Raw genomic sequence first — 13,038 nt, 5'->3', positions numbered from 1 at the left:
GGGCTGGGGCGTCGTCGGCCAGCAGGCGGTCGGTGGCGGTCGGGAGGCTGACCTCAGGATCGCAGGAGCAGATCGGTCAGGACCTTCCTCCCGAAGACTAGTGCGTCGAGCGGAACCCGCTCATCGACCCCGTGGAACAGCGCCGGGAAGTCGAGCGACCCGGGCAGCTGCAGCGGAGCGAAGCCGTAGCCGGTGATGCCGAGCGTCGAGAGGGCCTTGTTGTCGGTCCCTCCGGAGAGCAGGTAGGGCAGCACCTCCGCGTCGGGGTCGAAGCGCCGGAGGGACGCGGCCATGCTCTCGACGAGAGGGCCGGCGAAGGGGACCTCGAGTCCGATGTCGCGGTGCTGCACCTCGATCTCGATGTGCTCGCCCGCGAGCTCGCGGATCCGCTCGAGCACCGCGTCCTCCTCGCCCGGCAGCACGCGGACGTCGACGACCGCCTCGGCGAACTCGGGGATGACGTTCGCCTTGTAGCCGGCGCTCAGCATGGAGGGGTTCGCAGTGGTGCGCAGCGTCGCCGCGATGAAGCGCGAGGCGGTGCCGGTGGCGATCGCCAGCTCCTCCGGGGTGCTGCGCTGGGGATCGCGACCGAGGATGCGGGCGACCTCGCCGAGGAGCTCCCGGGTCGTGTCGGTGAGGCGGGTCGGCCACTCCTCGCTGCCGATGCGCGCGATCGCCTCGGCGAGGCGGGTCACCGCGTTCTCGCGGTTGATCTGCGAGCCGTGCCCGGCGGTGCCGCGCGCCCGGAGCTTCAGCCACAGGAGAGCCTTCTCACCGGTCTGCACGAGGTAGGCGCGCGTCCCGTCGAGGTCGATGGAGTAGCCGCCGACCTCGCTGATCGCCTCGGTCGCGCCGGCGAACAGCTCGGGACGCGTCTTCACGAGGTGACCGGATCCGCGGACACCGCCCGCCTCCTCGTCGGCGAAGAACGCGATGACGAGGTCCCGCGAGGGGCGCCGGCCCGAGCGCAGCACGTCGCCCAGGGAGGCGAGGATCATCGCGTCCATGTTCTTCATGTCGACGGCGCCTCGACCCCAGAGCATGCCGTCCTTGATCACTCCGCCGAACGGATCGACGCTCCAGTCCTCGGCGATCGCCGGGACGACGTCGAGGTGGCCGTGCACGACGAGGGCGCCGCGGTCGCGCTCCTCCCCCGTGACCCGGGCGACGACGCTGGTGCGGCCGGGGTCGGAGTCGATCAGCACGGGCTCGAGGCCCAGATCGCGCAGGTGCGACGCGACGTACTCGGCGGCCTCCCGCTCGGGCTCCGCACGGCCCTCGCCGTAGTTGCTCGTGTCGAAGCGGATGAGGTCGCGCGCGATCAGCGCGGTCTCGTCGAGATCCTGCTCGGGGACGGAGGAGTCGGAGGCGCTGGTCATGCCCCCACGCTAGCGGCGGGGGCTCCCTCCGCGGTGTCATCCACCCTCCTGAAACCGTGCTAATGTCTTCTTCGGCCGCGGAAACGCAGGCCGGAACAAACACTCGTCCGGGTGGCGGAAATGGCAGACGCGCTAGCTTGAGGTGCTAGTGCCCGTATAGGGCGTGGGGGTTCAAGTCCCCCCTCGGACACAGAAGAAGGAATCCCCGTCTCTCCTCGGAGAGGCGGGGGATTTCGTCGTTCCCGGGCTTCTCGTTCCCGGGCTTCTCGTTCCCGGCCGTGCGCCCCTCGGTGAGATGCGCTTCCCGCCGAGACGGTCCGCCCTGCGGCGGGATCAGTCGGCCGGGATCGTGCGCACCGCCCACTCGCTCACCGCTCGGTCGAACCTCTCGGGATCGAGGTTGTACTCGCCGCCGTGAGCGGCGTCCGCGAAGGCGACCACCTCGACGAGGCGGGGGTTCGCCGCGGCGAACCGCTCGGTGAGTGCGAACGGCACCTCCGGATCCCCGACCGAGTGCAGGACGAGCGTCGGCACTGCGACCCGCTCCCCTGCACCCCAGTCCAGGGCCTCGAGATCGATCGGCACCGGGAGCCCGGCGGGACGGTGCAGGATCCGATCGCCGAGAGCCCACTCCGCCAGACGAGCGGCGCCCACGGGCAGGCCGGCGCGTCGGGCGCCGTGGCGGATCGCTCCGCGCCAGTCGGTCGCCGGGCAGACGAGCACGAGACCCGCGATGCGCTCCCGGTGCGCGGAGCGCTCGGCGAGCAGCAGTGCGATCTGAGCACCCAGCGACCACCCGACGAGCACCAGCGAGCGCGCCCCGTGCGCGACGGCGTACTCCAGTGCCGCGTCGACGTCCTGCCACTCGGTCTGGCCGAGGGTCGACGCGCCTCGGGGGACGTCCGGGCCGTCGCCGTCCCCCCGGAACGAGGGGACGATCGAGGTGGCGCCGAGCTGCTGCGCGACCGGCACGGACCTCAGTGCGGTGACTCGGCTGGTCCGGATGCCGTGCACGTGCACGAACCAGACGTCCGAGCCGGGGAGCACCCATGCCGGGGCGGTCCCGCCCGGGACGGGGACGGGCACGGTGCGGACCGCGAGGTCGAGCTCCTCGGGACCGGAGAAGACATGACCCGTCCATCGCACCGGACCGGGGCGCAGCGGCGCACCGGTGGACGCGAGGACCTCCCGCTGGACGCGAGCCGTGTCCGCATCGTGCCGGAGGACCGTTCCGATGCGCAGGTGCCCGTCGCGCTCGGGCGACCAGAGGCCGAAGGTCCCCGGGCGCACGGTCGCGGAGTCAGCGTCGAGCACCACGGTCGACGCCGTCACCGAGTGGAGGCGCACGAATCGCGGTCGGCCGGGAGGACCACCCGGCGGGCGAGCAGGACGCCGAGCGCGGCCGCCCCTGCCGCCGTCGCCGCGACCGCTGCCGCCGTCCCCGCGAGTCTCATCGCCTCCTCCGTCCCCGCGTCAGGACGCGGTGACCACCCGAGCGGATGTCCAGCCCAGCGCCGGGGCGACGGACTCCGCGATCGTCTGCAGGAGCCGGGCGTTGTACTCGACGCCGAGCTGATTGGGGACCGTCAGGAGGAGCGTGTCCGCCTCCTGCACCGCGACGTCGGCGGCCAGCTCCGCGGCGATCAGATCGGGCTCGCCCGTGTAGCTGCGGCCGAAGCGGGCCGCGACCCCCTCGAGCGACGCGACCTGGTCCTCTCCCCGCGGCCGCCGAAGTAGAGGCGGTCGAGCTCGCTGGTGATCGGCAGGACGCTGCGCGAGACGGAGACGCGCGGCTCGCGCTGCCAGCCGGCGTCGGCCCAGGCGGAGCGGTACTCGCGGATCTGCCGGGCCTGCAGCTCGTCGAAGGGGATCCCCTCCTCTTCGAGGAGGAGCGTCGAGGACTGCAGGTTCATCCCCTGCTCTGCCGCCCAGCGCGCGGTGGCGAAGCTGCCCGCTCCCCACCAGATGCGGCCCTCGAGCCCCGGCGAGCGCGGCTCGATCGACAGCGGGATCGACTGACGCGTCATCGCCGGATCGGACTGGGCGACGGGCGCGCCGGCGAGCGCCTCGCGGAAGAGCTGGACCTTGTGCCGGGCCAGATCGGCGTCGGTCATGCCCTCGGGCGGCACGAACCCGAAGGCCTCCGAGCCGCGCAGAGCTGTCTCGGGCGATCCCCGGCTCACGCCGAGCTCGAGCCTGCCGCCCGAGATGAGGTCGGTCGCCGCCGCCTCCTCCGCCATGTAGAGCGGGTTCTCGTAGCGCATGTCGATGACGCCGGTGCCGATCTCGATCCGGCGGGTCCGCGCGGCGATGGCCGCCAGGAGCGGGAAGGGCGAGGCGAGCTGCGGCGCGAAGTGGTGCACCCGGACATAGGCACCGTCCAGCCCGATCTCCTCGGCCGCCTCGGCGAGCTCGATGGTCTGCAGCAGGACGTCGCGCGCGGTGTGCGTCATCGACCCCGGAACCGACTGGTAGTGACCGAAGGAGAGGAAGCCGATGCGCGAGACCATGCGTGCTTCAGCGTCGGAGAGGGCCGGGGTATTCCTCAGACCTCCGCCGACCGGTCACTACCGCCCTCACACCCGCGGCCATCCCCGGATTCTCCACAGTTCCACTCCGCGCTTCCCGACCGCTCGCGAGGCTTCCTACAGTCGCTGGCACGAGCCGCTCGGACGACCACCATCCCGGTATGGTCTCCTTTGATGTGAGCCATGCTCATCACTCGTCGCATCGACCGACAGGAATACAGGTTGACCTTCCTTCTCCTCGCCCTCACCTCCGCCGTGGCCTACGGCGTCAGCGACTTCCTCGGCGGGTTCGCCTCTCGCGGCGTCGCCGCTCTGCGCGTCATCCTGGTGTCGTATCCGGTCTCGGCCGTCGTCATCGCGGTGATCGCTCCCCTTGCAGGAGGGTCGCCCAGCGGCTCCTCGCTCCTGTGGGGAGCCGCCTCCGGAGCCGTCATGGCGGTCGCGATGTGGTGGTTCTACCTCGCCCTCGCAGAGGGACCCATGAGCATCGTCTCCCCGCTGACCGCGGTCCTGGTGGCCGGCGTGCCTGTCGCTGTCGGACTCGCTCTCGGCGAACGGCCGTCGATGGTCTCGGGCGTCGGCGTTCTGCTGGCGATCGTCGCGATCGTCCTCGTGAGTCGCGAGTCCGCCCCGGCGCGGGACGGCCGCCGATTCACTCGGCGCGTCGCCCTCCTGACTCTCGGCGCCGGCACGTGCTTCGCCCTCAGCTTCGTTTTCACGGACCGCATCGACAGCGCTTCTGGTCTGTGGCCCCTCGTCGCCGCGCGGGTGACCGCATCCGCCCTCGTCCTGGCCGGCGCAGTGCTCGTCCGGCCGACCGGCGTCCTGCGCGGCCGGATGCTGCTCCTCGTCGTCGGCATCGGCCTCCTCGACGTCGTCGCGAACGTGACGATGCTCTCGGCCTTCCGAGGAGGGATGCTGTCGATCGTGAGCGTGCTGATCGCGCTTTATCCCGCCGTCACCGTCGCACTCGCCGTCGTGGTGATCCGAGAGCGGATCGGCATCGGGCAGGCTGCGGGCTTCGTTCTGGCAGCAGGCGCTGTGACCCTGATCGCGGTCGCGTCATGAGCGGCGCGCGGATCGGCGCAGATCTGGAATCGGTGGTCGTCGAGCACCGCCCTCTCACCAGGTCGGAAGCTCATCTCGTCGTCGAGGAGATCCGGTCGTCGACCACGATCACCGGCTACAGCCTGGAGGAGTGGTGCGGCCGTCGCGAGACTTTCGTCGCGCTCGATCGCCGATCAGGCGACGTGGTCGGTGCGGCGCTCGTGCACGCCTTCCTCGGAGGCTGGAGCGAAGTGGCGGTCCTCTTCGTGCGTGAGACCCACCGCGGTCGCGGGATCGGCCCTCGGCTCCTCTCGGAGATCATCGAGCAGCTTCACGGGCGACGCCTTCTCCTCTTCTTCTGCGAGGACACGATGCGTCGCATGGTCCTCCGCCACGGATTCACCGTGCACCGAACGCCTCACGATCTTCCAGGACGTCCACTCCTGCGTCGACTGTTCCTCTCCGTTCTCTACCCCTCCAGTGGAAAGCGGATTCTTACCGGCGCCGCGAGATACGGCGCAAGCGGGAGCGGTACGGCTGCTCGTTCGACTTCACCCTCTCCAGCCTGACCTCCTCCGACCAACGACCACGGAAGGACTTTTCATGACAGCATCCACGACGAACGACACTTCTGATCCGCTGCGCGCGCATCGATTCACCGGCGCCGTCCACCCTCTCCTCCTCGAGATCAACGCCTCGATCGATGTGGATGAGCGGCTCGCCCTGATCGATCTCGAGGGCTCGATCGCGCACGCTCGCATGCTCGGCGACAGGGGCATCGTCACTGCTCAGGAGTCCGAGATCCTCCGGCGCGGTCTTCGGACCATCGAAGCCGAGGTCGCCTCCGGCATCTTCCGACCGGACCGTGCACTCGAGGACATCCACATGAACATCGAAGCTCGACTGCACCGGCTCGTCGGACCGGTGGCGGGAAAGCTCCACACCGCTCGCTCGAGGAACGATCAGGTGGCGCTCGACTCGCGCCTCTGGGTGCGCCAGGCCACTCGCACGATGGACGACCTCCTGAAAGGACTCCTTCACGCGCTCCTCGACCGAGCTGAGAAGGAAGCGGCTTCACCGATGCCGGGATTCACTCACCTGCAGAGCGCCCAACCCGTGACGATCGGACACCATCTGCTCGCGTACGCGGAGATGCTGCACCGCGACAGGAAGCGCTTCGCCGCCGCCGAGGAGCGGGCGGACGAATCACCGCTGGGAGCTGCAGCGCTCGCGGGCTCCGGCTACTCGATCGATCCGGCAGCGACAGCCTCTGCGCTCGGATTCGCCGGCCCGATGCGGAATTCGATCGACGCGGTCTCGGATCGGGACTTCATGCTCGACTTCCTCCAGGCGGCTGCGACGCTCGGAATGCATCTGTCCCGTCTGAGCGAGGAGCTCGTGATCTGGAGTTCCACGCAGTTCGCGTACGTGCGACTTCCCGAGGGGCTCTCGGCGGGTTCGTCGATCATGCCGCAGAAGCGGAATCCGGACGCCGCCGAGTTGATCCGAGCGAAATCCGGACGATTGGTCGGCGACCTCGTGACGCTTCTCGTGGTGATGAAGGGCCTGCCGCTCGCCTACAGCCGAGACATGCAGGAGGACAAGGAGCCGGTCTTCGACGCCGCCGACACGATCGATCTCTGCGTGCGGACGATGACGGCACTCGTGGAGGGGCTCGAGTTCGATCGAGAGCGGATGAGACGGGATGCCGCACGCGGTGGAGCACTTGCGACCGAGATCGCCGATTGGCTCGTGGAGCAACGGCGCCTCTCCTTCCGGGAAGCGCACGGAGTCGTCGCTTCCCTCGTGTCGGCACTCGAGCAGGAGGGGCTCGAACTGCATGAGATCGACGCGGGATCGATCGTCGCGTACTCACCCGCGCTCGAAGGGATCCCGACCAGCGTCCTCGACCTCCAGCACGCTCTCTCGCGGCGCACCTCGACAGGGGGAACCGCTCCCGCCCTCGTTGCTCGAGCCGTGCAGGATCTGCGACGACGGACCGACGCACTCCGGCCCGATCGCAGCACCCTGAGCGAGAGGAGCGGATCGTGACGGCCGGACGGCGGGTCGTGCTCGCATACTCGGGCGGAGTCGACACCACTGCGTGCATCCCCTACCTCCGACACGCGATGGGGTGCGACTACATCGTGGCCATGGCCGCGGATCTGGGTCAGGGGACGAACTCGAGCCGATCCGACGCAAGGCCCTTCTCGCCGGTGCTGACGATTCGATCATCATCGACGTCAAGGAGAGGTTCGTCGAGGAGTACGGCTTCCGCGCGCTTGCGGCCAACGCGGTGCACGAGCTGCACTACCCTCTCGCCTCGGCTCTGGGCAGACCTCTCATTGCGGAGCTGCTCGTCGACACCGCGGCGAGGACCGGCTGCGATGCCGTCGCGCACGGCGCGACCGGCAAAGGCAACGATCAGGTCCGGATGGACCTGGGGATCGCACTGAAGAACCCCGACCTCGTCATCCTGGCGCCTGCACGAGTGTGGCCCTTCACGCGAGCGGAAACGATCGCCTACTCGGAGACGTACGGCATACCTCCCCACGTCTCTCAGGAGCGCCCGTGGGCCATCGATCTCAACGTGCTCGGTCGCAATGTCGAGGCAGGTCCTCTCGAAGACCTCGACTGGGAGCCGACCGAGGATGTCTGGGCCCTGACGACAGCGGTGGAGAACGCACCCCACATCGCCGAATACGTCGACATCCGGTTCGAACGAGGTCGGCCCACGGCGCTCGACGGCCGGGAGATGTCCCCGTTCGACCTCGTGCAGCGGTTGAACGAGCGTGCTGGAGCACACGGGATCGGCCGCATCGACATGCTCGAGAACAGGGTCGTCGGCGTCCTCTCGCGGGAACTGTACGAGGCGCCGGCGATGACGGTGCTGCTCGCGGCTCACGCCGAGCTGGAGACGCTCGTGCTGCCTCCCGAGGTCCTGACCGAGAAGCGGAAGCTGGATACGGTGTACGGCCGGCTGGTGTACGACGGCTTCTGGCACGGGCCGCTCCGTGCGGCGCTCGACGCCTTCGTGGAGCACACCCAGCAGGCGGTCACCGGGACGATCCGGATGAAGCTGCTCGCAGGGAAGGCCGTGACCGTCGGACGCAGCGCACCGCGGCCCCTGTATCAGAAGGCGCTCGTCACCTACGGTTCCGGATCGCGCTTCGATCAGACCAGCGCCACCGGCTTCATCGACCTCTTCGGCCTGTCCGCCCGTACGTGGGCGGAACTCCAGCAGTCGGCGCCTGGGGAATGACCCGGTCCTCCCGACGAGCCGCTGCACATCTCGCAGAGGCGCCGTCGTCACTCCCTGCGGCCGCCGGGAGCTCCCGTCAGAGCGCCTCGAAATCCGCGGAGATCGAGGCGGAGACCTCGATGTCCTCGGGCTTGAGGGCGAGCGGCTCCTCCTGGGAGCTGAAGGCGGCCATCCGGCTCATCGCACCGTGGCCCCCTCCTGAGTTCGCGGTGTTCGGACGGAGGCCCGGCTCGAACAGCGTGAGCACGCGCACCTCACTGAGACCGAGGGCCGACGCATAGGCCGACGCACGCTCCTGCGCATCCTTCACGGCCGCCACGCGGACCTCGCGCTCGAGGGCTGCACGGTGGTCGGCGGTCAGCGCCCACTCCACGCCCGAGATTACCACGCCGGGCAGCTCGGACACGGACGAGACCCAGCGGCCGAGGGCGTCGAAGTCGCGGTACTTCACCCTCACGCCGGCGGCCGCGATGTGGAAGACCTCGGCGACGTCGGAGTCCTTCAGGAACCGGCGGACGGTCGAGACCGAGACCTGGTCGGCCGACCACCACGTCGCCGCTCCGGACTGCTGCTCCGATCGGGCCTGGTCGCGCACGGTCGCGTGCAGCGAGACGACCTCGGCGAGCACGGCCGAGCGCGAACGCGACTCGCGACGGATCTCGAGGCGGACGGTGCCCCGCTCGGCGGGATGGAAGTGCTGCGCGGTGCCGGCGACGGTGAGGGTGACCATGGGGCCATGGTGCCCCATCCGCCTCCCCCACCGCCTCGATCCGCCGGGCGAGCGACGCCTCAGCGGCGCGACGCGAGCGCACTCCGGATCGTCTCGGCGAGGGCCCGCTCGACCGCCAGGTTGCTCAGGATCTGCTCGCGGTGCCCGCCCCGGGCTGCCGGGCGGCACTCGCCGGAGGCGGGGTCGATCGATCCGCGCAGAGCCCGCTCGCTCGCGGCGATCGACTCCTCGAGCAGGTCGAGACGCCGCAGCAGGCGCCCGGTCTCGAAGCCCTCGACGGTGATCCGCTCGTCGGAGGGGTAGGGGAAGGGCGAGGAGGTGGGGCTCATGGTGGTCCGATCGATCGGGGCACCCGGATTCGGCGCCGTCACCAGAGAGACACGCGAGAGCCGCGATCATGACGCCGTGGCGTGGAATGACCTGCGGCCCTGGCGTGAAGCGTCGCCTCGAGGCTCAGTCCTTGAACACCGACAAGTGCTGGTTCTCGACGATGGCGAGGGTGCGCACGAGGCGCGTGTAGCGCTCGACCAGCTCGCCCTCCTCCGCTCCGAGCCCCAGGAGCGCCGAGATGCTCTCGGCCGGGAACAGTCCGACGATCTCCATCGCGACGGCGCGAGCGTGCTCGGAGGAGAGCCCGCGGGTGTACTCCAGAGCCCGGGCGAGCTGGGGGCGCTCGCCGTCGACGGCGGCCGCCTGCGCGCCTCCCGCTGCGGCGTGGGCGAGGACCGCGACGAAGACGCGGGCGATCTCGTCGACGCGCAGGGCCCTCACCAGCGTGAGCAGGCGGGAGGAGACCCTGGTCACTCCGCGGGCGAGGAGCTCGCCGCTCAGGGCCCGCACCTCGATGACGTCTCCCCGCTGAAATCGCCCGACACCCGCTTGATGCCCGAGGCGAAGAGGCTGGAGCCCGAGTCGATGCTCCGCTCGGCCTCGAGGTTGATCTCGACGCGCCCCCGCGCCGTGGCCACACCCGAGATCCAGCGCTGCTCCACACCGGGGTGCCCGTGCACCGCGCGGACGAGGGTGCCGGGGCCCGGCCCGTCGATCGCGCCCAGGATCACGTCGGGGGTCCGAGCGCCGGCGATGCGCGTCGAGACGCCGTTGTGGGCGGCGAGCTCGGCGGCCTTGAGCTTGGAGCGGATGCCGCCCCGGCCGGTGCCGCCCTTCTGCACGCCGATTCCGCGCAGCTCCGCGATGCCCAGCTCGTCGAGGTGGACGCCCTCCGCGATGCTGCCGGCGAAGACGCCGGGCACGTCGGTGAGCAGGAGCAGGAGATCGGCTCCGAGGAGCATCGCCAGGCCGCCGGCCACCCCGTCGTTGTCGGACCCCGCGGAGTCGATGGTGTCGTTGCCGTTCACGATGGGGACGACGCCGGCGTCGAGGGCGTGGCGGATCGCCTCCGCGACGTGGGACATCTGGCGGGGCGACGCGAGGTCGGACTCGCCGATCAGGATCTGGGCGACGAGAGCGCCGGAGAGCTCGGCGACCGAGCGGTAGAAGCCCATGAGCACGGTCTGGCCGACGGCGGCGGCCAGCCGGGAGCTGATCGGCTCGTCCTGGGAGCGGGCGAAGAGGGCGCGGCCCGAGGACACGGCGCCGGAGGAGACGAGCACGACGTCCCAGCCGAGACCGCGCGCGGTGAAGGCGCTCTCGAGCGCGTTCGCGAGCAGGACGGGATCGGGTCCGGACTGCTTGGTCACCGAGCTGGAGCCCATCTTGACCACCAGGGTGCGCCTGCGCGGCGGGGCGGCCTGCTCGGCAGCGGAGGCGGCGGCGGTGTCGGGATCGGGCAGTGCGTCGGGCATGGCCCCCATGGTAGAGCGGGTGGTCTTCCCGCCGGTCCCCGAGGCCTCCGCCGGTCCTCCACAGGTGCCGATGACGGTGCTCGGACGTAGTCTTCGAGGACCCCGCCGCGGATGTCGGTGGCGATTGACATACTCGAACACATGTTCGAACATGGGCAGATGACAGCCTCCTCCTCCACCCTCTCCGAGGGGACGGCCGAGGCTGCGGAGCCGCTGCTGCGACAGCTCGCCTCGGTGAAGGAGCTGCAGTCGCGCATCCGCGACATGCAGGCGACGACGCTCGAGACGAAGAGCCTGGCCACCCTGCCCGCCTTCGCCGCGGCGCTGCCCGGCGGAACCCTGAAGCAGGGAGCCGCGTACTCCGTCGACGGGTCGCTGAGCCTGGCGATGGGGCTGCTCGCCGGCCCCTCGGCGGAGGGCGCCTGGTGCGGGGTCGTCGGCGTGCCCGAGTTCGGAGCCGAGGCCGCGGCGGGCATCGGCATCGATCTCGAGCGGCTGGTGCTCGTGCCGTCGCCGGCCGAGCACTGGCTCACCGTCACGGCGGCTCTCGTCGACGTCCTCACGGTCGTCCTGACCCGCCCGCCCGCCTCGGTCTCCTCGGCCGACGTCTCCCGACTCGGCGCCCGGCTGCGCCAGCGGGGTGCCGCTCTCGTCGTCCTCGGCGAGTGGCCCCAGGCCGAGGCCCGGCTCAGCATCCGCAGCAACCGGTGGGAGGGGCTCGGGGCCGGCCACGGCTACCTGCGCTCCCGGGAGGCCCTGGTCGATGTGGTCGGTCGAGCCGGCACCCGGGTCCGCACGGTCCGGATGAGCATGCCGGGAGCGGATCCGGCCTTCGGAGTGCTCGACGAGCGCTCGCGCCTGCGAGAGCAGGCGGTCTAGATGGCGACCGCACCCGAGCTGCGCCGCACGATCCTCGTGTGGTGCCCGGACTGGCCGCTGCTCGCCGCAGCGGGAGACGCAGGCCTGCCGCCCGAGGCGCCGCTGGCGCTCACCGAGAGGAGCCGCGTCTTCGCCTGCTCCCCGGCGGCACGCTCCGAGGGCGTGCGACGGGGCATGCGGATCCGCGAGGCGCAGTCGCGCTGCACGGGCCTGACCGTCCTGCCCTACGACCCGGTCCTCGATCACCGCGCCTTCGAACCGCTCGTGCAGGCTCTGGAGGAGATCACGCCCGGTGTCCAGCTGATCCGCCCCGGGCTGTGCGCGATCCGCGCTCGAGGCCCCCGCCGCTACTACGGGAGCGAGCAGTCCGCCGCCGAGGCGATCCTCCGCCGCCTGGCCGGGCTCGGGGTCGAGCGCGCCCGCATCGGCATCGCCGACGGGCTCTTCGCCTCGGAGCTCGCCGCCAAGCACTCGGGTGAGCCGGTCGCGATCGTGGCGGCCGGAGCCACCGCGGAGTTCCTCGCACCGCTGCGCCTAGAGGCGCTCGGCACGGAGGCCGTCGGAGCAGCCGTCGTCCGTGCGAAGCCGGTGCGGGGCGAGGATCTGGTGACGCTCCTGCGCCGGCTCGGGGTGCGCACCCTCGGAGCCTTCGCCGCGCTGCCGGCCGAGGACGTCGCGGCCAGGTTCGGTCCCGAGGGCGCGCGCTCCCACCTCCTCGCCCGAGGAGCCGAGACGGAGGCCGTCGTCCCGCGGCTGCCCCCGAGAGGCTCGACAGGTTCCTCGAGTTCGAGCCGCCGCTCGACCGCATCGACCAGGCCGCCTTCGCCTTCCGCATCGCGGCGGAGGAGTTCGTCGCGGGCCTCACCCGATCGCAGCTGGTGGCCACGGCGATCCGCATCGACGTCACCAGTGATCGCGGCGAGCTCTCGTCCCGCACCTGGCTGCACCCGCGCTGGTTCACCCCGGGAGACGTCCTCGACCGGGTGCGCTGGCAGCTGCAGGGCAGCGGAGCGATCGACACCGGCCTGCGCTCCCCGATCGCCCGCATCGGAGTCGAGCCCGAGGCCGTCGATGCGATCGGCAACCACGAGCAGGGACTCTGGGGCACCGCCCCCGAGGAGCGGGTCCACCACGGCCTGAGCCGGGTGCAGAGCATGCTCGGGCACGAGGCGGTCGTGACCGCGTCGATCGGGGGCGGCCGGGCGCTCCGCGACCGGCAGCACCTCGTGCCCTGGGGCGATCGGGAGCCCGGGGACGCCCGGCCCAAGGAGCTGCCCTGGCCGGGCTCGCTCCCGCCGCCCCTGCCTCCCACGGTGTTCACCGAGCCCTCCGCGGCCCTGGTGCGCGGCCCGCGGGGCGAGCCCGTGTCGGTGGACGATCGCGGCGCGCTCGTCTCCGTCCCCGTCTA

General features: G+C 71.0%; 13 protein-coding genes, 1 tRNA gene and 1 pseudogene. 7 read left to right on the top strand and 8 right to left on the bottom strand.

Annotation, left to right across the window (positions count from 1 at the left end; translation table 11 throughout):
- Nucleotides 1-53: 53 nt before the first annotated feature.
- Nucleotides 54-1,379 (bottom strand): M20/M25/M40 family metallo-hydrolase, encoded by a 1,326-nt coding sequence (locus AC0CII_RS04905; protein ID WP_465225854.1) that lies wholly within the window; start codon nt 1,377-1,379, stop codon nt 54-56.
- Between the two features lie 105 nt (nt 1,380-1,484).
- On the opposite strand from AC0CII_RS04905, the gene AC0CII_RS04900 reads away from it, so the two are divergent.
- A tRNA-Leu gene (locus tag AC0CII_RS04900) sits at nt 1,485-1,569 on the top strand.
- 143 nt (nt 1,570-1,712) lie between these two features.
- Here AC0CII_RS04900 and AC0CII_RS04895 read toward each other — a convergent pair.
- The 3 genes and pseudogenes from AC0CII_RS04895 to AC0CII_RS04885 form a co-directional block, all read right to left on the bottom strand.
- On the bottom strand, nt 1,713-2,711 hold the full coding sequence (locus tag AC0CII_RS04895; protein ID WP_465228779.1) for an alpha/beta hydrolase family protein: 999 nt from the start codon (nt 2,709-2,711) through the stop codon (nt 1,713-1,715).
- The gene (locus AC0CII_RS04890) at nt 2,708-2,833 is read right to left on the bottom strand and encodes a hypothetical protein (RefSeq protein ID WP_465228778.1); all 126 of its coding nucleotides are present in this window, start codon (nt 2,831-2,833) and stop codon (nt 2,708-2,710) included. Before AC0CII_RS04890 ends, AC0CII_RS04895 begins: the two co-directional genes overlap by 4 nt.
- Nucleotides 2,834-2,852: 19 nt before the next feature.
- Nucleotides 2,853-3,889, bottom strand: a pseudogene (locus AC0CII_RS04885) (LLM class flavin-dependent oxidoreductase).
- Between the two features lie 240 nt (nt 3,890-4,129).
- Between AC0CII_RS04885 and AC0CII_RS04880 the strand changes: the two are divergent.
- The 4 genes from AC0CII_RS04880 (at nt 4,130) to AC0CII_RS04865 (ending at nt 8,216) form a co-directional block, all read left to right on the top strand.
- On the top strand, nt 4,130-4,975 hold the full coding sequence (locus AC0CII_RS04880) for an EamA family transporter (protein ID WP_465225856.1): 846 nt from the start codon (nt 4,130-4,132) through the stop codon (nt 4,973-4,975).
- Nucleotides 4,972-5,523, top strand: coding sequence for a GNAT family N-acetyltransferase (locus tag AC0CII_RS04875; protein ID WP_465228777.1), 552 nt, complete (start codon nt 4,972-4,974; stop codon nt 5,521-5,523). The genes AC0CII_RS04880 and AC0CII_RS04875 overlap by 4 nt, the downstream gene beginning before the upstream one ends.
- A 34-nt stretch (nt 5,524-5,557) precedes the next feature.
- Entirely contained in the window at nt 5,558-7,006 is a 1,449-nt protein-coding gene (gene argH / locus AC0CII_RS04870) for an argininosuccinate lyase (protein ID WP_465225858.1), read from the top strand.
- 82 nt (nt 7,007-7,088) lie between these two features.
- Nucleotides 7,089-8,216 (top strand): argininosuccinate synthase, encoded by a 1,128-nt coding sequence (locus tag AC0CII_RS04865; RefSeq protein WP_465228776.1) that lies wholly within the window; start codon nt 7,089-7,091, stop codon nt 8,214-8,216.
- A 76-nt stretch (nt 8,217-8,292) separates the two neighbouring features.
- Here the strand turns inward: AC0CII_RS04865 and AC0CII_RS04860 are convergent, their stop codons facing one another.
- The 4 genes from AC0CII_RS04860 to AC0CII_RS04845 form a co-directional block, all read right to left on the bottom strand.
- A complete protein-coding gene (locus tag AC0CII_RS04860) occupies nt 8,293-8,946 on the bottom strand; it encodes an SIMPL domain-containing protein (RefSeq protein WP_465225861.1) in 654 nt (217 codons plus the stop codon).
- A 59-nt stretch (nt 8,947-9,005) separates the two neighbouring features.
- Nucleotides 9,006-9,275 carry a hypothetical protein gene (locus AC0CII_RS04855; protein WP_207402577.1) on the bottom strand — a complete coding sequence of 90 codons (270 nt, stop codon included), beginning with the start codon at nt 9,273-9,275 and terminating at the stop codon, nt 9,006-9,008.
- Nucleotides 9,276-9,399: 124 nt separating this feature from the next.
- Complete coding sequence (locus tag AC0CII_RS04850; protein ID WP_465228775.1) at nt 9,400-9,786, bottom strand: hypothetical protein; 387 nt, start codon at nt 9,784-9,786, stop codon at nt 9,400-9,402.
- Nucleotides 9,774-10,751: an amino acid kinase family protein gene (locus AC0CII_RS04845; RefSeq protein ID WP_465228774.1), complete on the bottom strand. Its 978-nt coding sequence runs from the start codon at nt 10,749-10,751 to the stop codon at nt 9,774-9,776. The genes AC0CII_RS04850 and AC0CII_RS04845 overlap by 13 nt, the downstream gene beginning before the upstream one ends.
- A gap of 159 nt (nt 10,752-10,910) precedes the next feature.
- Between AC0CII_RS04845 and AC0CII_RS04840 the strand changes: the two genes are divergently transcribed.
- On the top strand, nt 10,911-11,630 hold the full coding sequence (locus AC0CII_RS04840; protein ID WP_242682756.1) for a hypothetical protein: 720 nt from the start codon (nt 10,911-10,913) through the stop codon (nt 11,628-11,630).
- Entirely contained in the window at nt 11,631-12,770 is a 1,140-nt protein-coding gene (locus AC0CII_RS04835) for a DNA polymerase Y family protein (RefSeq protein WP_465228773.1), read from the top strand.
- The last annotated feature ends 268 nt before the right edge of the window (nt 12,771-13,038 follow it).

The sequence above is a fragment of the Rathayibacter sp. AC182 genome, from assembly GCF_979253875.1.
The sequence above is the reverse complement of the archived record's forward strand: the minus strand, read 5'-3'. Positions and strand labels throughout refer to the sequence as shown.